Raw genomic sequence first — 19155 nt, 5'->3', positions numbered from 1 at the left:
TCTCATGTGTGGAGAGAAGCCCTCACCCCAACCCTCTCAGCGCGAGCGAAGCTCGTCGCGCCCCCGTAAGAACGGGGAGAGGGAGAAGAAGCGCGCCTAATGCGCGCCGCCCCCGCCGGCCGCTTTCACCCGCCGCGTCAGCAGCACCGCGATCGCGGCGAGCACCAGCACGACGCCGATCACCGCAAAAGTGTCGGAATAGCCCATCACCAGCGCCTGGCGCTTCACCGTCTTGCCGAGCGCGATGATGGCCTGCTCGCGCGCGGCGTTGGGGTCGGGGACGCCGTGGGCCATGAAATAGTCCGTCATCTGCGCGATGCGGCTGCGGACCTCCTCGCGGCCGAGCGTGACGGAATGACCGATGATGTTGGAGTGGAATTGCTCGCGCTTGGTGACGATGGTGGCGAGCACCGCGGTGCCGATGGCGCCGCCGAGGTTGCGCATCATGTTGGAGATGCCGGAGGCGGCGGCCGCATCCTGCGGCGCGACGCTGCCGAGGCTGAGCGCCGAAAGCGGCGCGAGCGTCAGCGCCTGGCCGACCGCACGCACGATGTTGGGCACCAGGAACTGATCGCCGGAATAATCGAGCGACATCTGGATGTTCATGAAGGAGCTCGCGGCGAACAGCAGCAGGCCCATGGTCGCGACGTAGCGGCCGTCGAACCGCTGCATCAACTTGGGCACCAGCGGAATCAGCAGAAGCTGCGGCAGCCCGGTCCAGGCCAGCACGTTGCCGATCTGCTCGGCATTGTAGCCCTGCACCTGGCCGAGATAGGCCGGCAGCAGATAGACCGAGCCGAACAGCGCGAAGCCCAGGAACACCGCCGCGATCGTGCCGATACCGAAATTCCACTGCGTCAACAGGCGCAGGCGCAGCAGCGGCTTCTCCACCATCAGCTCGTTGGCGATGAACAGCGACAGGCTGATCGCGGCGATGACCGCGAGCCGCACGATGAAGGGCGAGCCGAACCAGTCGTCCTTGTTGCCTTCTTCCAGCACGGCCTGCAGCGAAGCGAGGCCGATCGCCATGGTCGCTATGCCGAACCAGTCGCCCTCGCGCAGCAAAGCGAGGTTCAGCGGCTGGCGCTCCAGCGTGAAGAACAGCGTGGTCACCATCACCGCGGTCGGCAGCACGTTGACGAAGAAGATGGTCTGCCAGCCGTAATTCTCGGTGAGGTAGCCGCCGATGGTCGGGCCGATCGCGGGCGCGAAGGTCACGGCGAGCGAGAACATGGCAAGGCCGATCGGCTGCTGGCCCTTCGGCAGCCTGGTGAAGACCAGCGTGAACGCCATCGGAATCAGCACGCCGCCGAAGAAGCCCTGAAGACCGCGCATCGCGATCATCGACGGCAAATCGTGGGTAAAGGCGCAGGCGACCGAGAAGGCCGCGAACAGGCTCGCGAAACTCAGAATGATGTTGCGGAACGAGAACACCCGGGACAGATAGTCGGTCAACGGAATGACGATGATCTCGCCGATCAGATAGGACGTCGAGATCCAGGATCCGTTGTCGGCGCCGGTGCCGATGCCGCCCTCGATGTTGAGCAGCGAGGCGTTGGTGATCTGGATGTTCAGGATCGCCATGAAGGCGCCGATCATCGCCGCGAACACGGCGATCCAGATCGTGGCGCTGGCGCGATTTGGGTCGGTAGCGACGCCCTCAGGCGTCGCTACCGGAATTGCTTGTGCTGGCGTCGAGATTGAGAGGCTGTTTGACATGGCACGACCCTCCGGAAACAGGTTTTGCTTTGGGCGTCGCTGCCGCCTGGGCGGTCGGCGCTGAGCGCGTTGCGATCGTCGGGATCACGGACATGCCGGGCCGCAGCGCGATCGCAAGCGCGGTCTCCGTATCCAGCACGATCTTCACGGGAATGCGCTGCACGATCTTGGTGAAATTGCCCGTGGCGTTGTCGGGCGGCAGCAGCGCGAACTCCTGGCCGCTGGCCGGCGCGATGGAATCGACGTGACCATGCACGAGCTGGCCCGGGAACGTGTCGACCTCGATCTCGACTTGCTGTCCGGCGCGGACATGGGTGAGCTGGGTCTCCTTGAAATTGGCGACCACATAGGCGCCCGTGGCCGGCACGATCGACATCAACTGCGTGCCCGCCTGCACGAACTGGCCGACGCGCAAGGTGCGGTTGCCGACCACGCCGTCGATCGGCGAAACGATGGTGGTGTAACCGAGATTGAGCTCCGCCTGCTGCTGGACCGCGGCTGCGCGCGCGGCGGCGGCCCTGGCTTGCACGATCTCGGCCTTGAGGAGGTCGACCTGCTTCTGTGCGGAGATGAGGTTGGCATTGTCGCGTGCGATCGCGGCGTCCGCGCCGGCATCGCGCGCCTGCGCCTGCTGCGCGTTCTGCACGCTGCCATAGCCGGTCCTGGCGAGATCCGTGTAGCGCTTGTTCTCCTGCTGCGCGAAGGTCTTCGCGGCGGTGTCGACATCGATGGTCGCCTTCGCGGCAGCGATCACCGCTTCCTGAACCTCGAGTTGGGCCTGCTTGCTCGTCACCGTCGCGTTCGCGGCGGCGACGTCGGCCCTGGCTTGATCGAGCGCGACGCGGAAGTCGCGATCGTCGATCCGGGCCAGCACCTGGCCTGCCTTCACATGCTCGTTATCGCCGACCTGCACCCGGTCGAGATAGCCGCTGACCTTCGGCGCAATGGTGGTGTTGTCGGCCTTCACATAGGCGTCATCGGTGGAGACGAGGAAGCGGCCGTCCGTCCAGTAATCGTAGCCGTACCAGCTCGCGCCGGCGAGCGCGACGACGGCCACTCCCGCCAGCAACAGCTTGCGAAGGTTCAGCTTTCGGCGCGGGGCGGGGACCGGCGCGGTGGGCAGGATGCCTTCGGGCGCGCTCGTCGGCACCACTATAGTTTCACTCTTGGACGGATTGGTATGCACGGTCATGGCCGGCTCCCTGAATTAGGAAACTTGACGATTTCCAAAATAGGACTAGCTTGAGGACTGTCAATGGAATGACAGACGTCATTTAAAAACATGGCTCAGGCAAAATCATCAGGTGAAAGCCGTCCGCGCGGGCGACCGCCGGTCCGCAGCGACGAGGAGACGAAGAGCATCGTCTTCGAGGCGGCGCGACACGCCTTTGCCGGCGATGGCTATGCCGCGACCAGCACGGAAGAGCTGGCGCGTGCCGCCGGCATCTCCACCAAGACTCTTTATCGCCTGTTTCCCGGTAAGGCCGCTTTGTTCGAGGCGATGTGCGCCGACCGGCTCGAGCGGCTGCTCTCCGCCGTCGATCTTCAGGCGAGCGACGACGTCGACATCGAAACCGGCTTGCGCGCCGCGCTGCTCGCCTGCGCCGATCTCGCGCTCGATTCCGAAGTCGTGGCATTGCAGCGCATGGTGCTGCAGGAATCGGCTGCGTTTCCCGATCTCGCCGCGACCTTCTACAAGAACGGCATATCCCGCACGGTCACGGCCCTCGCAGGCTGGCTGCGTGCCCAGGTGAAGAAGAAGCGCATTGTGATCGATGATGCGGAGGAAGCCGCGGGCATGCTGATCGGCATGGTCGCATCGGCGCCGCAGCGGGCCGCGATCTATGGCGGGGTGGCGTTGCCGTCACGCCAGCAGATCGAGCGCCGGGTGCAGACCTGCGCGGCCCTGTTCCTCGACGGCTGCCGCGCCGCGTCGGCCTAGCGGCCCCGATTTGACAATCCGGATCTGTGTGGCTATATATTTCGCATGCGAAATAATGAGGCCGCAGCAAAACATCATCGACTGATCTACCTGCTGAACGTTGCGCAACGCCGGTTGCAGCGCTGGATGGCCGCGCAGCCCGAGAGCGAAGTGACGCCGGCGCAGGCCGGGCTGCTGTTCATCCTCGGCAGGCAGGACGGCATCTTGATGGGCGAGGCGGGCGCGGCGCTCGACATGGGACCGGCCGGCATTTCCGGGCTGGTCGATCGCACGGCAGCCGCGAGGCTGGTCGAGCGCCGGGCCGACCGCGAGGACGGACGCGCCTTTCGCGTCTGGCTGACGCCGAAGGGACGCACCGTGCTGGCGCAGGCCAAGACCTCGGCTGCGGAAGTGAATGCGGCGCTGACGGAGGGATTTACAGCTGCGGAGATCGACATCGTCGCGCGCTGGCTGACCAGCATTCAGGACAAGTTTCCAAGAGACCAAGAGGATTAAGGAGAGAGCAATGACCGAGCATGTCAGGATCGAGAACAACCGCGGAATTCTCACCCTCACGCTGGCGCGCCCCGACAAGAAGAACGCGCTGACCGACGCGATGTACGGCAAGCTCGCCGACACCATCGAGTCCGCCGAGTTCGATCCGTCCGCCCGCGTGATCCTGATCCGCGGCGAAGGCGACATGTTCACCGCCGGCAACGATGTCGGCGAATTCGCGGCCGTCGCATCCGGCAAGTCGGAAGGCAGCCGCAACGTCGTCCGCTTCATCCAGTCGTTGGCGCGCTGCACCCGGCCGCTGGTCGCCGCCGTGCAGGGCCGCGCCGTCGGCGTCGGCACCACGATGCTGCTGCATTGCGACCTCGTCGTGCTCGCCGACAATGCGCAATTGTCGACGCCCTTCGTCAGCCTCGCGCTGGTGCCGGAAGCCGCCTCCAGCCTGTTGATGCCCGCGCGCATCGGCTATGCGCGCGCCTATGAGATGTTCGCGCTCGGGGAGACCGTGCCGGCCAAGGCCGCACTGGAATGGGGCCTCGCCAACCGCGTCGTGCCGCTCGACGAGCTCGATGCGGAGGCGCTCGCGCTGGCACAGCGGCTCGCCCGCCAGCCGGCCGGCGCGCTCATCGCCACCAAGAAGCTGATGCGCAATGGCGAGGTGCTGGTGGCGCAGATGCAGGCCGAAGGCGAGCAGTTCGCGCAGCGCCTGCGCACCGCCGAGGCGCGCGAGGCGTTCACGGCGTTCGCCGAGCGCCGTCCGCCGGATTTCACCAGGGTTGCGTAATGGAACCCCGGCCTGGCGCAGGCGCGGCAGGCCGGAAAGCTGGTGTTTGACTACAACCTTAACGAAACATTGGCATGTCGCGATGCAAGGTGGCCTTCATTGAAGCGCAGGCCCCCTGACTCATGGCAATTTTTAAGAAATCGGTAAGCTCGCTTCTTTTGACGTTGATGGCCCTGCTGGCGGTCGGCGCACTGGCCAGCACCGCGATCCAGATGGTCGGCGCCTTCGGCCGCTATAGCGACAGCCTGGAAACGGCCCGCCTTGCCGCCGCGGACAAGGCAATCTTCCATGGCGTGCTCGCATTGCGCAACAATCGCGGCGATGCCCAGAGCGCCATCCTCGGCGAGGACGATCCCAGGGCCAAACTCGCCGAAGCCGAGAAAGCCGAGCAGGCCGGCTATGACGGCATCATCGCCGCGCTCGCGACTGTCGATTTCGCGCGCCGCGACGAGCTCGCCGGCACGCTGAAGCAGCGCTGGAACGACGCCGCGCCGCAGTTCCAACTGTTCTACGACGAAGCCAAGCGCCCGCGCGCCGAGCGCAAGATCGAGCGGACCAGTTCCTGGTACGATTCCGTCACCAAGGTCATCGAAACCGCGAACCTCGCCTCGACCGCCGTGTCGAACCGCGCCTGGATGAACGATCCCTACATCGCCCGCATGATCCAGGTCCGCCGCTTCGCCTGGCAGGTGCGCGATCGCTACGGCATCCATTGCTCGTCGCTTCGCTCGAACGTCAACAGCAACAGGCCGCTCGACGACGCCCAGAAGCGGTCGGTGGCGCAGTGGGATGGCACGATCACCTCCGGTTGGGCTGGCATGGCCGAGTTACTCGCTGCGCCCGATGTCACGGCGGAGCTGGTGACGGCGGCGTCGGACGCGAAGGCCAAGACCGACGGCGCCCTGAAGCAGATCGGCGATCTCACCAGGAATTTCGACGGTAGCGGCAAGCCCGCGATGTCCGCTTCGGAGTGGAATACGTTTTGCCAGTCGCCGTTCCCGCTCATCGTCGGGGTCGCGACCAAGGCCCTCGACCAGTCGATCGCGCGCGCGGAGACGATCCAGGCCAAGGCCCTCACCAATCTCGTGGTGCAATCGCTCGCGTTCCTGCTGGCGCTGGCGGTGACCCTGGCCGGCGTCTATGTGGTGCGCAGTCGCCTGATGCGCCCGGTGCGCGCCATCCTCGATGCCATCGCCCGGATCGGTGCGCGTGACTACGCGACGCCGGTTCCGCAATCCCGGTATCCCGACGAGTTCGGCACCATGGCCGCGGCGCTCGAAAGCCTGCGCGACAGCGCGGCGACCGCGGAGCGTCTCGGCCAGGAACGCGAATCGCAGCAGGCGCTGCAGCTCGCCCGCTCCGGCACGGTGGATGCGGCGTGCCGCAGCTTCGACGACACCGTGCAGGCCGTCATTCACAGCGTTGCGGCGTCGGCGAAGGAGCTTGATGTGACGGCAACCGGCGTGCGCTCGCTGGTTGCGGAATCGAGCAGCCAGACCGCGGCGGTGTCCTCGGCGGCCGAGCAGGCCACCAACAATCTCGAGACCATCGCGGCCGCGACCGAGGAGCTCTCCGCCTCCGTCGGCGAGATCTCCGCGCAGGTGCAGTCGAGCGCCCGCGAGGCCCGCGAGGCCGTCTCGCAGGCCGAGCGGACCAACGCCACGGTCGAGATCCTCGACCAGACCGCGAGCCGCATCAGCGAAGTCGTGAAGATGATCCACGCCATCGCCGGCCAGACCAACCTGCTGGCGCTGAACGCGACCATCGAGGCCGCGCGTGCGGGCGAAGCCGGCCGCGGCTTCGCCGTGGTCGCCGGCGAGGTGAAGAGCCTCGCCGCGCAGACCGCAACGGCGACCGAAGAAATCTCCCGCCAGGTCGAGGAGATCCAGGGCGCGACCGGCCAGGCGGTGACCGCGATCCGCAACATCGGCGGCGCCATCAGCGGCATCGACGAGAAGATGACTGCGATTGCCGCCGCCGTCGAGCAGCAGCGCGCAGCCACAACCGAGATCTCGCGCAATTTCCAGCAGGCCGCGCAAGGCACCCGCGAGGTCACCGACACCATCGGCAGCGTCGCCAGGCTCAACCAGGAGACCGGCAATGCCGGCACGGTGCTGTCGGAATCCGTGAAGAAGATGTCGGCCGATGCCGATCGTCTCCGCGTCGCGGTCGAAGGCTTCCTCGGCGCGGTGAAGACCGCGTGACTTCGCTCATCCTCCATCCCTGACGTAGCGTGGGCATTGCCGCCGGTGCGCGCGGCGGGTACATGTGTGCCGCCGCCGTATGCGGCGACAGACGCAAGACACATCAGGGATGGAGAGTTCGATGCCGGTCAACCCACACAAGGCCCAGCGCCCCTATCGCGGCGTGTTCCCGGTCGCGCCCACCATCTTCGACGAGCGAGGCGAGCTCGACCTCGAAGGCCAGCGTCGCTGCATCGACTTCATGATCGACGCCGGCTCGCACGGTCTCTGCATCCTCGCCAATTTCTCCGAGCAGTTCGTGCTCACCGATGCTGAGCGCGAAACCGTGATGCATGCGGTGCTGGAACATGTTGCGGGCCGGGTTCCCGTCATCGTCACCACCACCCATTTCAGCTCGGCCGTCTGCGCCGCGCGCAGCAAGCAGGCCGAAGCCGCCGGCGCCGCCATGGTGATGGTGATGCCGCCCTATCATGGCGCGACCTTCCGGGTCCCGGAGAAGGGCATCGTCGAATTCTTCAAGGTGCTCTCAGGCGCGATCAACATTCCCATCATGATCCAGGATGCGCCGGTCGCCGGCACGCCGCTGTCGGTCGAGCTGCTGGCGCGGTTGGCGCGCGAATTTTCCAACGTCCGCTATTTCAAGATCGAGGTTCCCGGCGCCGCTTCAAAGCTCCGCAGCCTGATCGAAGCGGGCGGCAAGGACATCGAGGGACCCTGGGATGGCGAGGAGGCGATCACGCTGCTCGCCGACCTCGACGCCGGCGCCACCGGCGCCATGACCGGCGGCGGCTATCCCGACGGCATCCGCCAGATCATCGATCCCTATTTCGCCGGCGACCGCGAAAAGGCGAAAGCCGCCTATGAACGCTGGCTGCCGCTGATCAACTACGAGAACCGCCAATGCGGCCTGAGCGCGTGCAAGGTGATGATGCAGGCCGGCGGCGTGATCAAGTCGGACGCGGTGCGCCATCCGCTGCAGCCGCTGCATCCGGCAACGCGGGCCGGGCTATTGGAGCTCGCCAAGGAGCGCGATGCGCTGGCGCTGCGGTGGGGGAAGTAGGGCCACATACCCCGCAGCCGTAGGGTGGGCAAAGCGAAGCGTGCCCACCACCTGTTGCCATCGCGTAAAGTGGTGGGCACGGCGCTCCGCGCCTTTGCCCACCCTACGAAGGCTGAAGGCGACGCCCCGCCTCGGCTAATGCGCTACTGTCGTCCCGTCCCCCCGTGAGCAATTTGCGCACCAGGCCGGGACGACACTGTGGAGGAGGTGCGCGCTCGCCTCATCTCATCGGCCTATATCGGCTGAAGGCGTCGAATTGGCACGTTTCCGCCAGTTTCCCCCGGCCCGGCGATCAAGTATCGTACGCTCGCCGACCAAGCCCACGGAGCATCTCGAGACATCGCGTAACAGTTCTTCATTATGCCGCTATCCCGAGCCAGGTTGGCGTGAACCGACAGAACAGGGAGGCAGTGCCATGACGATGAGGCCGGATCCCACCTTTCACGCATCGCCCAAGCTTGCGATGGAAGCACCTGCGGAGAACTTTGCCTACACCTTGCTGCTCAGTCCGGATTTTTCAAAGCCGGACGCTCTCGCGGTCATCGACGTCAAGCCGGGATCGCCGAGCTATAGCCAGATCGTCCACACCGTGACGATGCCAAATAAGGGCGATGAGTTTCATCATTTCGGCTGGAATGCCTGCTCCTCCGCACTGTCGCCGCTTGCCGGACACGCCTTCATCGAGCGGCGCTATCTCATCATCCCCGGGCTGCGCTCGTCGCGGATCTACATCATCGATACCAAGCCCGATCCGACCAAAGCCAAGATCCACAAGATCATCGAACCGGAGGAGGTCTTCAAGAAGACCGGCTACTCGCGGCCGCACACCATCCATTGCGGGCCGGACGGCATTTATGTGAGCACGCTGGGCGGCGGCGGCAAGGACGGCACCAACGGACCTCCAGGCGTCTTCATCATGGATTGCGAGACGTTCGAGGTCCTTGGACGATGGGAGATCGACCGTGGCCCGCAGACACTGCATTATGATTTCTGGTGGAATCTGCCGCGCGACTACATGGTGACCAGCGAATGGGCATTGCCGCCGCAGTTCGAGAACGGGATCGTCCCAGAGGATCTGCTGTCGAATAAATATGGCCATCGTCTCCACTTCTGGGACCTTCGCGCCCGTCGCAACGTCCAGACCATCGACCTCGGCGCCAATCATCAGATGGCGCTGGAGGTGCGGCCGGCGCACGATCCGGTTCGCGAGTACGGCTTCGTCGGCGTCGTGGTCGACACCACCAACCTCGAAGCATCGATCTGGACCTGGTGGCGCGAGGGTGGAAAATTCCATGCCGAGAAGACGGCGACGATCCCTCCCGAACCCGCACCAAAGGAGAATCTCCCGCCGCTGCTGCAGGGATTTGGCGCGGTGCCGCCGCTGGTGACGGACATCGACCTGTCGATGGACGACCGGTTTCTCTATGTCTCGTGCTGGGGCACGGGTGAATTGCGCCAGTACGACGTCAGTGATCCGCGCAAACCGAAGCTTGCGGGCTCCGTCCACATCGGCGGCATCGCGCGCCGCACGCCCCATCCGAACGGCAAGGCCTTTGCGGCGGGTCCGCAGATGGCCGAGATCAGCCGCGACGGCCGGCGCGTGTACTGGACCAATTCGCTCTATTCCACCTGGGACGACCAGTTCTATCCCGATGGGGTTCCGGGCGTGGAAGTCATGGCCAATGTCGGTCGCAACGGCGGCCTCGAGCTCGACAAGGACTATTTCGTGAGCTTCCCCGACGGATATCGTGCGCACCAGATCAGGCTCGAGGGCGGCGACTGTTCGACGGACTCCTTTTGCTACCCGTCGGTCTAGATGGGACGCATGCGAGCCCGGCGCTTGGCTGGCTGTGGCTCGCGCTTGTTGCGAGCGGTCTTTACCACGGGATCAATCCGGGAATGGGATGGCCGCTCGCCGTTTCGGCCGGGCTCATGGACAAGAGCCCGCGCGCGCTCTTCCGCGCGTTGTGGGCCCTGTCGGCCGGGCACCTGCTGGCAACACTCCTCGTGCTGCTGCCATTCGCGTTCCTGCTCGTGCTGGCCGCGTGGCAGCGTCCGATCCAGATCGGTGCGAGCCTTCTCGTCATCGGCTTTGGCATCTATCGGCTGATCGACCGGCGTCATCCGCGCGCGCTGGCACGAATTCCGCCGACCCAATTGGCGCTCTGGTCATTTGCCGTCGCCATTGCTCACGGCGCCGCCTTGATGCTGGTGCCGATCTATCTCGGGATCTGCCAGGCCTTCGAGCTCGATGCCGGCCATGAGGCGGCGGGCGCGCTGATGAAGGCAAATCTCGGGATGGCGGTGCTGGTGTCGCTGGTGCACGTGACCGCCATGGTCGGCGCCGGCGGGTGTCTGGCGTGGTTGGTTTACCGCCATCTGGGATTGAGATTCGTCTCGCGAAGCTGGTTCAATCTGGATGCAGTCTGGGCGACCAGCCTCGTTCTGGTCGGCGCGGTAGCGCTCGCTTTCAATCTTGCGAGCTGACGCTGAGGTCCATCCGCGCCAAAGCCCATTCGCCGATGATACGGAATCTTGCCTTGGCATCATCCTGTTTGAACAGCGCAATGCGGTCGACCGTCAGCGCATGGAGCTTAAGCTCCGTAAACCGCCCCCGCAGCATCTGCAGAATCGGCCCGCGTCGCTCCGCATCGAGCCGCCCCGTCAGCGTCATGTGGAAGCGGAATTCTTCCATCACGTAAGGATAGCCCCAGCGGTCGAGATAATCGCGCTGCCGTTCGCTCAGCTTCTCGGGCCTGCGCCGCGCGCGATCGTCCGCCGTCAGCGGCGCGCGGAAGGCGTCGAAATCGCGGACGCTATCGGCGGCGAGCTCCTGAAGCGCTTCGACCGGCTCGGCCGGAATGACGGCGATGAAACCGCTGATGGCATCGACGACGGGGCGGATCACCGGAAGGGGCCGCGCCCTGCCGGCGAAGGCTGCGCAGGCGGCCATCAGTTCGGCTTCGGTCTTGTCGGACGCCAGCGCCATCGGCGCCTTCAGCGTGCCGTGAAAGCCGTATTTGCGGGGATCGGCACTGACATCGCGCCAGTCCGGCGCAATTTGCAGCGCCTCGCGCGGAAACGGCAGCTCGTCACCGGTATAGGCGTCGTAGCCGAGCAGTTCGGCGCCGAAGCGGGAGAGGGCGTTGTCGATGCCTGCGGCAAAATAGATCGCGTAGCGGGGGAAACCTGTCATCGCCTCAGCATAACCAATTTATGCCGCCGCGACAGCATCGCGCGGCGCTGCCATTGCTGCGAGCAGCCGCGTCGCATCGGTGAGGTGCACGAGCTTTCCGCCTGATATCACCGCAATGATCCGCGGCCGCAACGGCGCGCTGTTGTCGACGAGCAGAATATCGGCGCGGCGTCCTTGCGCGAGCTGGCCGCGATCGGTCAGGCCGGTCGCGCGTGCCGGGCCGGCCGAGACCAGATCCCAGGCCTTCGTCAGCGGCAGCACGCCGTCGGCGGCGAGGCGGAAGGCGGCGAGCAGCTGTGCGGGATAATAATAGTCCGAGGCCAGTACCGAGCAGAGCCCTTTGGCGATCATGTCGGATGCCCTGGTCCAGCCGGTGTGGCTGCCGCCGCGCACGACGTTCGGCGCGCCGTAGACGATGGCGTCGCCATGGCTTGCTGCTGCGCGCGCCGTCTCCTCGTTGATCGGAAACTCCGCGATCATCGCGCCCAGCTCGCGAAATTCCTGGCGCATGGCCGGCGTGGCATCGTCGTGCGAGAGCATCAGCACCTCGGCCGCGCGGGCGGCCGCGGCAAGCCGCGACACCGACGCCGGCACGTCAGCGGCGCGCGAGACCACGCGATCGACCAGCTTGTCAAAATCCTCGCTCGACAGCCCCGTGCGCTCCACCATGCGGTTGCGCTTGCGCGGCTTGGCCATGTCGGCAACGGTGCCGTCCATGTGGTCGTTGAAGGCGAACAGATCGACGCGGCCCTCGCTGAGCCACTGTGCGATCTCGTCCTCGGCGTCGAGATTGTAGGTCTCGTGCCGCAGGTGGAAGCGGGTGTCGGCGGCGAATTGCGGGCGCTGCCGATCGATCGCCTCCATCAGGCCGCGCGCGTTGTCGGCGCTGCGCAGGCCCGGCTCCCACGAGCAGGTCGTGGCGTGAAACACGGTGGTGATGCCGTTGCTGATGGCCTGGCGGTCGCTGTCGGCGAGCGCGACGTCGATCGGGAAGTCGACGCCGGCGCGCGGCATCATCTGCCGCTCGAAGGCATCGCCGTGCAGGTCGACGATGCCGGGCAGCACCAGCAGGTTGCGCGCATCAATCGCGAGCCGCGCGCGGCCGCGAGAAGCGTCCAACTCCGCGATATCCGGCCCGGACACTGCCAAGGACGTTTCAACGAGTTCGGTGCCGATCAGGGCCCGGCCGCCTTCAAGGAAAATGTCTGTCACGCGATTGCGCTTTTCTTGCTGTCGCGAGGGGAACTTGTCCGTGCTTCATACGTGGCGAGGAAATCTTCAATCCCGAGCCTGCGGAAATGGGGCAGGGCTTCACGCAACTTGTCGTGATCCCAGTCCCACCAGGCGAGCCGCGCAAGCCGTCCGGCGATCTCCTCCGAGAACCGCCGCCGCACGATGCGCGCCGGATTGCCGGCGACGATGGTGTAGGCCGGCACGTCCTTGGTGACGATGGCGCCGGCTGCGATCACCGCACCGGTGCCGATGTTGCGGCCCGGCAGTACGATCGCGCCATGGCCGATCCAGACATCGTGGCCGATATGAACGTGATACTGGCGCCGCCAGTCGAAGAACTCGGTGTCGTCGCTCTCGCCTTCGAAATAGGCGCTGGAGCGATAGGTGAAGTGGGCCTGCGTCGCGCGGTGCATCGGGTGATTGCCCGGGTTGATGCGCGTCATCGCCGCGATCGAGCAGAACTTTCCGATCGTGGTGTAGGTGATCTGCGCGTCGTTCACGACATAGGAGTAATCGCCCATCGTAACCTCGTGCAGGATGGTGCGCGCGCCGACCTCGGTGTAGGCGCCGAGTTTGGTCTCATGGAGCTTCGCGGAAGCGTCGATGGTCGGTTGGACCGAAAGCACCTTGCCGGCCATGTTGCGTCCGAACGTTCGAGGGCAGGCAATCCTCTTCGAGTGGCTTGATGACAATGTCATGACATGACGATGACAGGGGATGATGTGTGTAGGATCGCCGCACCGCAACGCGCGTGTCACACAAGTGTCAAGCGCCGGCGTTAGCGGTTGGCTCCAGCTATTCTGGAGCCCTGCATGCTGGTGGTTGAAGGTCTGACGTGCCGCTTTGGCGCAAAAGCCGCGGTGGACGACGCTTCGTTTCAAATCTCCCCCGGCGGTTTCGTCGGTGTGATCGGACGATCCGGCGCCGGCAAGTCGACGCTGCTCCGGACCATCAACCGCCTGGTGACGCCGACGCAGGGGCGCATCCTGTTCGACGGCATCGACGTCACCGCGTTGCGCGGCAAGGAGCTGCGGCAGTGGCGCGCCCGCTCGGCGATGATCTTCCAGCAGTTCAACCTGGTCGGCCGGCTCGACGTCCTCACCAACGTCCTGATGGGGCGTCTCGCCACCATGCCGGCTTGGCGCTCGCTGTCGCAGATCTGGCCCGAGCACGACAAGGCGCTGGCGATGTCCGCGCTCGAGCAGTTCGACATTGCCTCGCTCGCGGCCCAGCGCGCCGACCAGCTCTCCGGCGGCCAGCAGCAGCGCGTGGCGATCGCCCGCGCGCTGGTGCAGCAGCCCGACATCATCCTCGCCGACGAGCCGATCGCCTCGCTCGATCCGCGCAACACCAAGATCGTTATGGATGCGCTTTTGCGCATCAACAAGCACTTCGGCATCACCGTGCTCTGCAACCTGCATTCGCTCGATCTCGCCCGCACCTATTGCGACCGCCTGATCGGCATGGCCGCCGGCCGCGTGGTGTTCGATGGCGCGCCGTCCGCGCTGACCGATCACGTTGCGCGCGAGCTCTACGATCTCGAAGCCGCCGACGTCATGGGTGGCATGCCTGTCCCGGCGCCCGAGGGCGTGCCGGCGCTCGGAACCGCCGCGGCCGCCTGAGCCACGGCGCACCTGTTCAGTTGCCAGTTTTTGCGTCAACCGACCCCAACCGATGAAGAGGGTATCATGATCACTCGCAGATTAATCATTGCCGGCGCAGCCGCGCTCGCCTTCACCGCCTCCGCGTCCGCCGAAGACTGGAAGGCCAAATATCCCGAGCTGACCTTCGCCGTCGTTCCGGCCGAGAACGCCTCCGGCGTCACCGAGCGGTGGGCGCCGTTCGTGAGCTATCTCTCCAAGGAACTGGGCGTGAAGGTCACGCTGCGCATCGCCAACGACTACGCCGCCGTCATCGAGGGCCAGCGCGCCGGCAACATCCACATCGCCAGCTACGGCTCGGCCTCGTTCGCCCGCGCCCGCCTCACCGGCGTCAAGACCGACGCCTTCGCCAACGACATCAACGCCGACGGCTCGACCGGCTACTATTCGGTGTTCTTCGTCAAGGCGAGCAGCGCCTACAAGAAGGTCGATGACCTCAAGGGCAAGAACCTCGGTCTCGTCGACCCGAACTCGACCTCTGGCAACAACGTGCCGCGCTTCGAGCTCGACAAGATGGGCATCCCGGATGCCGACACCTATTTCAGCAAGGTCGTCTTTACCGGCAGCCACGAGAACGCGATGCTGGCGCTGGCGCAGGGCACGGTCGACGTTGCCGCCAACCAGTGGACCAGCGACGACGACTCCACGCTGGCGCAGATGCTGATCAAGGGCATGCTGAAGAATGCCGACGGCTCGGCGATGAAGAAGGGCGATTTCCGCATCATCCACAAGTCGGCGCCGATCATCAACGGCCCCTATGCCTACAATTCCGACCTGCCGGAAGACGCCAAGGCTGCCATCGCCAAGGCGTTCTTCGACGCGCCGGCCAAGGACAAGGCCGCGTTCGACCGTCTCTCCGACGGCCAGAAGAAGGGTTTCCATCCCGCCACCACCAAGGACTGGGATGGCACGATCGAGTTGATCAAGTTCGTCGATGCGCTGCGTAAGAAGAAGGCGTCCTGAGCTTTCAGGACGAGCTACTCGAGCCGGGTCGATGGACCCGGCTCTTTCTCTTTTGAGCGGACACTCTCCCCGATCCTATGACCGTCGCGGTTTCGATTCTGCCCGAGCAGCAACTGGCTGCGCTGAACGCTGCTTATAATCAGGCGGTCGCGCGCAGGCGGCTTCGTCTCCTGCTCGGCGTTGCGGTATTCGCCGCCGCGCTGCTTCTCGCCGCGATCGGCGCGGAAGTGAATCTGCGCACGCTGTTCACCTATTTCGGCAACTTCGTCAGTTATTTCGATCGCATCCTCACGCTCGACAACGGCCAGCGCGTCTGGACCGATATCGGCGAATGGCTGTGGGGCTGGCGCAAATGGCTGAAGATGTTGGGCGAGACCGTGCTGATCAGCTATGTCGGCACGCTGATCGGCGCGACTTTCGCTTTCGCGCTCAACTTCTTCGCGGCCGAGAACACTTCACCCGCGCCCTGGCTGCGCTTCACGGTGCGGCGTCTGCTCGAATTCGCCCGCACCGTGCCTGGCATCGTGTTCGCACTGGTCTTCGTGATCGCGTTCGGGCTTGGCCCGATGGCCGGCGTGCTCGCGATTGCAATCCACTCCACCGGCGCACTGGGAAAACTGTTCTCGGAGATCGTCGAGAATGCCGACATGAAGCCGGTCGAAGGCATCCGCTCGACCGGGGCCAGCTGGCTCTCCTGCATGCGGTTCGCCATCGTGCCGCAGGTCACGGCCGGCTATGCCAGCTACGCGCTGCTGCGCTTCGAGATCAATGTCCGCGAAGCCTCCGTGATGGGCTTTGTCGGCGCCGGCGGCATCGGCCAGGAGCTCGTCGTCGCCATCCGCAAGTTCTACTATTCGGACGTCAGCGCCATCCTGCTCACCATCATCGTCACGGTCTTCATCATCGACATCACCACCGGCTGGCTGCGCGGCCGCCTGTTCGGCAAGGAGGCGCGGACGTGACGGGGCCGCAGCAGGTCGATACGCGCGAGATGCGCGCGCGCTACCCTGACGTATTCGACCGGCCGGCCTCGGCGCGGCTCGCAACGCCCGCGATGATCGTCGCGGCATTCGCGATCCTCACTTACGGCCTCGTCGACCTCGATTTTTCGCCGTCGCGCTTCTTCGCAGGCCTCAGCCAGCTCGGCTGGATCGGCCTGATGATGATCCCGCCGGATCCCGGCTCATCGCTGGCGGTCTATCTGAAGGCGCTTGGCGAGACGCTGTCGATCGCGCTGCTCGGCACCACGCTGGCTGCTGTCTTCGCGCTTCCAATCAGCCTGCTGGCGGCGCGCAACATCGTGCCGTCCAACATTCTGCGCTTCCCGATCCGCCGCTTTCTCGATTCGATCCGCGGCGTCGACACGCTGATCTGGGCGCTGGTGTGGATCAACGTCGTCGGCCTCGGCCCGTTCGCCGGCGTGCTCGCCATCGCCGTGTCGGATTTCGGTGCGTTCGGCAAACTGTTCTCGGAGGCGATCGAGGGCGCCGACCAGAAACAGGTCGAGGGCATCCGCGCCTCCGGCGGCAGCGCGCTGCACGAGATCCGCTTCGGCCTGTTGCCGCAGGTCCTGCCCGTGATCGCCGGCCAGGTGCTCTACTTCATCGAATCGAACACGCGCTCGGCCACCATCATCGGCATCGTCGGTGCCGGCGGCATCGGCCTCCAGCTCGCCGAGCAGATCCGCGTGCTGGAATGGCAGAAAGTGTCGTTCCTGATCCTGATGATCCTGGTCGCCGTCGCCGCGATCGATTTCATTTCGGGCAAGCTGCGGTTTGCGATCATTGGGAGGCGTGCTGTCGCGTAATTTTCTTCGCCTCTCCCCGCCTGCGGGGAGAGGCCGGATTGCATCAAAGATGCAATCCGGGTGAGGGGGACCCTCCGCGAGTCCGCCTCTCACCGTGATTGCGGAGGCAGCCCCTCACCCCAACCCTCTCCCCGTAAGAACGGGGAGAGGGAGAACAGGCAGCTCACCCGTTCTCCACCAAAAACTCCACCCGCTCCGCGGCGAACCGCGAATGCTTGGTCACCAGCGGCGTGCCGGCGAGATCGTGGTCGGTGGCGTCGACCACCAGGATCGGCCGACCCAGCGGCAGATCGAGCCGCGCGGCATCGGTGGCATCGACGATGCCGGCGGTGATCCGGGTTGCGCCGCGGCGATAGTCGCGGACGCCAAAATGCTCGAGCAACTTCGTCATCGAGCGCGTTGCGGCGAATACCTCGCCTGCGCCCGGAAACAGTTCCGCCGATAGCCAGGTGGTGGAGACGCAGATCGGCGTGCGATCGGCGAGGCGGATCGCTTCGATCCGCACCAGGGGCGCGCCGGTCTTCAGTCCCAGCTCCCGGGCCAGCTCCCGCGTCGCGACGTCACCGGTCGCCTCGATCAGCCGGCCATGCGGCTCACGACCCTCGGCGCCGACGATTTCGGAGAAGCGCGTGCGCGAGCGCAAGGGATAAGCGAGCTTCTGCGCCTCGACATAGGTTCCGCTGCCGCGTTCGGCGCGCACCAGGCCGCGCTCGGCAAGCGCGGCCAGCGCGCGGCGCACGGTGTGGCGGTTCACCCGATAGGTTTCGGCGATCTCCATCTCGCCCGGCAGCTTGTCGCCGGCCGCAAAGCGGCCGTCGGCAATGCCGCGCTCGATGCCGTCGGCAACGAGGCGCCACAAAGCGACGCCCGAAGAGGCTGTGTCCTGCATGCTCATGTCGTCGGTCAGCCTAGCCCGAAAATCACATCTTTGTCACGAAACAGTCATGGCGCGTCCGTATGAAGTTGTCTATTATCATAGACAACTTGGATTCGGCAAGTTCTGTCGAAAGCTCGGTAGATCAGGTGACCCAGCACAATACCCAGCAAGCCCAGCGCAAGGCCGCGATGGCCGTGCTGGCGCACGCGGAGGCGGGCGAGATCGCCGCTCGCCTCCGCGATCTCGTTCTGCCGGCTCATCAGGATCTGCGTGCGCCGGAGAACGGCCTCGTGATGCTGCGCGGCCGGGTCGGCGGCGACGGTGCGCCGTTCAATCTCGGCGAAGCCACGGTGTCGCGTGCGGCGGTGAGGCTCGCGAGCGGCGAGGTCGGCTTCGGCTACACGCTCGGGCGCAACAGTGAGAAGGCGCGGCTGATCGCGCTGTGCGATGCGCTGGTGCAGTCCCGCGATTTCGGCGGGCTGGTCGAGCGCAGCGTTATCGCGCCGTTGCGCGAGCAGCTTATGGTCAGGCGGAAGCGGGCGGCGGAAGAGGCCGCCGCGACGAAGGTTGATTTCTACACCATGGTGCGCGGTGAGGGGTGAGATCATGACCACGATTGCGGAATTGCCGCCGGGTTTCGCCGACAAGGTCTTGTCGGCGCAATCGACCTTTCGCTCGGTCATGGACGCGATGGCGCGGCCGGGCTCGGTCCAGCGCATCGTGCCGATGACGGGAGCGCCCGGCATGATGATGCGCGGCACGGCGGCGATCGCGCTGACGCTCTTCGACCATGACACGCCGCTCTGGCTCGATGCGCGGATGTCGGAAAGCTCGGACGTGACGAAGTGGCTGAAGTTCCACACCGGTGCGCCGGTCGTGCAGGACTCCTCGATCGCCTCGTTCGCGCTTATCAGCGACGGTGGTGCGCTGCCTTCGCTCGAGCGCTTCGCGCTCGGTACCAGCGAATATCCGGATCGTTCGACCACGGTGATCATTCAGGTCGACAGCCTCAGCTCCGGGCGCAGCTTCGAGCTGCGCGGCCCCGGCATCGATGGGGTCGCGACGCTGCAGGCGTCGATCAAGCCTTTCGACCTGTTCGAGCGCCTGCGTATGAACGAAGCACTGTTTCCGCGCGGCATCGACGTGGTGCTGGTCGCAGATGACGCCGTGGTTGCGATCCCGCGCACCACGCGCGTCGTGAACAAGGGAAGCTAGTC

General features: G+C 65.5%; 19 protein-coding genes. 13 read left to right on the top strand and 6 right to left on the bottom strand.

Going from position 1 to position 19155, the window contains the following annotated elements; translation table 11 throughout:
- Positions 1–96 precede the first annotated feature (96 nt).
- A complete protein-coding gene (locus tag ACVJ19_RS04215; RefSeq protein WP_453948152.1) occupies positions 97–1719 on the bottom strand; it encodes a DHA2 family efflux MFS transporter permease subunit in 1623 nt (540 codons plus the stop codon).
- Positions 1661–2911: an HlyD family secretion protein gene (locus ACVJ19_RS04210; protein ID WP_453948151.1), complete on the bottom strand. Its 1251-nt coding sequence runs from the start codon at positions 2909–2911 to the stop codon at positions 1661–1663. The genes ACVJ19_RS04215 and ACVJ19_RS04210 overlap by 59 nt, the downstream gene beginning before the upstream one ends.
- 90 nt (positions 2912–3001) lie before the next feature.
- Between ACVJ19_RS04210 and ACVJ19_RS04205 the strand changes: the two genes are divergently transcribed.
- From ACVJ19_RS04205 to ACVJ19_RS04175, 7 genes are all read left to right on the top strand, one after another.
- Positions 3002–3661: a TetR/AcrR family transcriptional regulator gene (locus ACVJ19_RS04205; protein WP_453948150.1), complete on the top strand. Its 660-nt coding sequence runs from the start codon at positions 3002–3004 to the stop codon at positions 3659–3661.
- Between the two features lie 45 nt (positions 3662–3706).
- A complete protein-coding gene (locus ACVJ19_RS04200; RefSeq protein WP_453948149.1) occupies positions 3707–4156 on the top strand; it encodes a MarR family winged helix-turn-helix transcriptional regulator in 450 nt (149 codons plus the stop codon).
- Positions 4157–4166: 10 nt separating this feature from the next.
- The gene (locus ACVJ19_RS04195) at positions 4167–4937 is read left to right on the top strand and encodes an enoyl-CoA hydratase (RefSeq protein ID WP_453948147.1); all 771 of its coding nucleotides are present in this window, start codon (positions 4167–4169) and stop codon (positions 4935–4937) included.
- A gap of 122 nt (positions 4938–5059) precedes the next feature.
- Positions 5060–7141, top strand: a complete 2082-nt coding sequence (locus ACVJ19_RS04190) for a methyl-accepting chemotaxis protein (protein WP_453948146.1) — start codon at positions 5060–5062, stop codon at positions 7139–7141.
- 121 nt (positions 7142–7262) lie between these two features.
- Positions 7263–8201 (top strand): dihydrodipicolinate synthase family protein, encoded by a 939-nt coding sequence (locus ACVJ19_RS04185; RefSeq protein ID WP_453948145.1) that lies wholly within the window; start codon positions 7263–7265, stop codon positions 8199–8201.
- A 415-nt stretch (positions 8202–8616) separates the two neighbouring features.
- Positions 8617–10017 carry a selenium-binding protein SBP56-related protein gene (locus ACVJ19_RS04180; protein ID WP_453948144.1) on the top strand — a complete coding sequence of 467 codons (1401 nt, stop codon included), beginning with the start codon at positions 8617–8619 and terminating at the stop codon, positions 10015–10017.
- Between the two features lie 83 nt (positions 10018–10100).
- Positions 10101–10688, top strand: coding sequence for a hypothetical protein (locus tag ACVJ19_RS04175; RefSeq protein WP_453948143.1), 588 nt, complete (start codon positions 10101–10103; stop codon positions 10686–10688).
- On the opposite strand, the gene ACVJ19_RS04170 is transcribed toward ACVJ19_RS04175, so the two are convergent.
- The 3 genes from ACVJ19_RS04170 to ACVJ19_RS04160 are packed head-to-tail and all read right to left on the bottom strand — an operon-like array spanning position 10672 to position 13268.
- The gene (locus ACVJ19_RS04170; protein ID WP_453948142.1) at positions 10672–11397 is read right to left on the bottom strand and encodes a DUF1045 domain-containing protein; all 726 of its coding nucleotides are present in this window, start codon (positions 11395–11397) and stop codon (positions 10672–10674) included. The two genes, ACVJ19_RS04175 and ACVJ19_RS04170, sit on opposite strands and share 17 nt — an antisense overlap.
- Before the next feature lie 18 nt (positions 11398–11415).
- The gene (locus ACVJ19_RS04165) at positions 11416–12609 is read right to left on the bottom strand and encodes an alpha-D-ribose 1-methylphosphonate 5-triphosphate diphosphatase (RefSeq protein WP_453948141.1); all 1194 of its coding nucleotides are present in this window, start codon (positions 12607–12609) and stop codon (positions 11416–11418) included.
- Complete coding sequence (locus ACVJ19_RS04160) at positions 12606–13268, bottom strand: chloramphenicol acetyltransferase (protein ID WP_453948140.1); 663 nt, start codon at positions 13266–13268, stop codon at positions 12606–12608. Before ACVJ19_RS04160 ends, ACVJ19_RS04165 begins: the two co-directional genes overlap by 4 nt.
- Before the next feature lie 174 nt (positions 13269–13442).
- On the opposite strand from ACVJ19_RS04160, the gene phnC reads away from it, so the two are divergent.
- From phnC to phnE (ACVJ19_RS04140), 4 genes are all read left to right on the top strand, one after another.
- Entirely contained in the window at positions 13443–14252 is an 810-nt protein-coding gene (gene phnC / locus ACVJ19_RS04155; RefSeq protein ID WP_453948139.1) for a phosphonate ABC transporter ATP-binding protein, read from the top strand.
- A 66-nt stretch (positions 14253–14318) separates the two neighbouring features.
- Positions 14319–15254: a phosphonate ABC transporter substrate-binding protein gene (gene phnD, locus ACVJ19_RS04150; RefSeq protein ID WP_453948138.1), complete on the top strand. Its 936-nt coding sequence runs from the start codon at positions 14319–14321 to the stop codon at positions 15252–15254.
- 77 nt (positions 15255–15331) lie between these two features.
- Positions 15332–16216 carry a phosphonate ABC transporter, permease protein PhnE gene (gene phnE, locus ACVJ19_RS04145; protein ID WP_453948137.1) on the top strand — a complete coding sequence of 295 codons (885 nt, stop codon included), beginning with the start codon at positions 15332–15334 and terminating at the stop codon, positions 16214–16216.
- Between the two features lie 29 nt (positions 16217–16245).
- The gene (gene phnE, locus ACVJ19_RS04140; RefSeq protein ID WP_453955070.1) at positions 16246–17061 is read left to right on the top strand and encodes a phosphonate ABC transporter, permease protein PhnE; all 816 of its coding nucleotides are present in this window, start codon (positions 16246–16248) and stop codon (positions 17059–17061) included.
- Between the two features lie 163 nt (positions 17062–17224).
- Here phnE (ACVJ19_RS04140) and phnF read toward each other — a convergent pair whose 3' ends face one another.
- A complete protein-coding gene (phnF, locus tag ACVJ19_RS04135; RefSeq protein WP_453948136.1) occupies positions 17225–17956 on the bottom strand; it encodes a phosphonate metabolism transcriptional regulator PhnF in 732 nt (243 codons plus the stop codon).
- A 170-nt stretch (positions 17957–18126) separates the two neighbouring features.
- Here phnF and phnG point away from each other — a divergent pair, with 170 nt between their 5' ends.
- Both phnG and phnH read left to right on the top strand, forming a co-directional pair.
- Positions 18127–18540 (top strand): phosphonate C-P lyase system protein PhnG, encoded by a 414-nt coding sequence (gene phnG / locus ACVJ19_RS04130; RefSeq protein ID WP_453955068.1) that lies wholly within the window; start codon positions 18127–18129, stop codon positions 18538–18540.
- A 4-nt stretch (positions 18541–18544) separates the two neighbouring features.
- Complete coding sequence (phnH, locus tag ACVJ19_RS04125; RefSeq protein WP_456739352.1) at positions 18545–19153, top strand: phosphonate C-P lyase system protein PhnH; 609 nt, start codon at positions 18545–18547, stop codon at positions 19151–19153.
- Positions 19154–19155: the final 2 nt, after the last annotated feature.

It is taken from the genome of Bradyrhizobium sp. USDA 376 (assembly GCF_054063675.1).
Note: the sequence above shows the minus strand (reverse complement) of the source record. Positions and strands in the feature narration are given on the sequence as shown.

Coding starts and splice junctions, on each gene's coding strand:
- ACVJ19_RS04215 (WP_453948152.1), bottom strand. CDS start 1,719: ATGTCAAACAGCCTCTCAATCTCGACGCCAGCACAAGCAATTCCGGTA.
- ACVJ19_RS04210 (WP_453948151.1), bottom strand. CDS start 2,911: ATGACCGTGCATACCAATCCGTCCAAGAGTGAAACTATAGTGGTGCCG.
- ACVJ19_RS04205 (WP_453948150.1), top strand. CDS start 3,002: ATGGCTCAGGCAAAATCATCAGGTGAAAGCCGTCCGCGCGGGCGACCG.
- ACVJ19_RS04200 (WP_453948149.1), top strand. CDS start 3,707: ATGCGAAATAATGAGGCCGCAGCAAAACATCATCGACTGATCTACCTG.
- ACVJ19_RS04195 (WP_453948147.1), top strand. CDS start 4,167: ATGACCGAGCATGTCAGGATCGAGAACAACCGCGGAATTCTCACCCTC.
- ACVJ19_RS04190 (WP_453948146.1), top strand. CDS start 5,060: ATGGCAATTTTTAAGAAATCGGTAAGCTCGCTTCTTTTGACGTTGATG.
- ACVJ19_RS04185 (WP_453948145.1), top strand. CDS start 7,263: ATGCCGGTCAACCCACACAAGGCCCAGCGCCCCTATCGCGGCGTGTTC.
- ACVJ19_RS04180 (WP_453948144.1), top strand. CDS start 8,617: ATGACGATGAGGCCGGATCCCACCTTTCACGCATCGCCCAAGCTTGCG.
- ACVJ19_RS04175 (WP_453948143.1), top strand. CDS start 10,101: ATGGGATGGCCGCTCGCCGTTTCGGCCGGGCTCATGGACAAGAGCCCG.
- ACVJ19_RS04170 (WP_453948142.1), bottom strand. CDS start 11,397: ATGACAGGTTTCCCCCGCTACGCGATCTATTTTGCCGCAGGCATCGAC.
- ACVJ19_RS04160 (WP_453948140.1), bottom strand. CDS start 13,268: ATGGCCGGCAAGGTGCTTTCGGTCCAACCGACCATCGACGCTTCCGCG.
- phnC (WP_453948139.1), top strand. CDS start 13,443: ATGCTGGTGGTTGAAGGTCTGACGTGCCGCTTTGGCGCAAAAGCCGCG.
- phnD (WP_453948138.1), top strand. CDS start 14,319: ATGATCACTCGCAGATTAATCATTGCCGGCGCAGCCGCGCTCGCCTTC.
- phnE (WP_453948137.1), top strand. CDS start 15,332: ATGACCGTCGCGGTTTCGATTCTGCCCGAGCAGCAACTGGCTGCGCTG.
- phnE (WP_453955070.1), top strand. CDS start 16,246: ATGCGCGCGCGCTACCCTGACGTATTCGACCGGCCGGCCTCGGCGCGG.
- phnF (WP_453948136.1), bottom strand. CDS start 17,956: ATGAGCATGCAGGACACAGCCTCTTCGGGCGTCGCTTTGTGGCGCCTC.
- phnG (WP_453955068.1), top strand. CDS start 18,127: ATGGCCGTGCTGGCGCACGCGGAGGCGGGCGAGATCGCCGCTCGCCTC.
- phnH (WP_456739352.1), top strand. CDS start 18,545: ATGACCACGATTGCGGAATTGCCGCCGGGTTTCGCCGACAAGGTCTTG.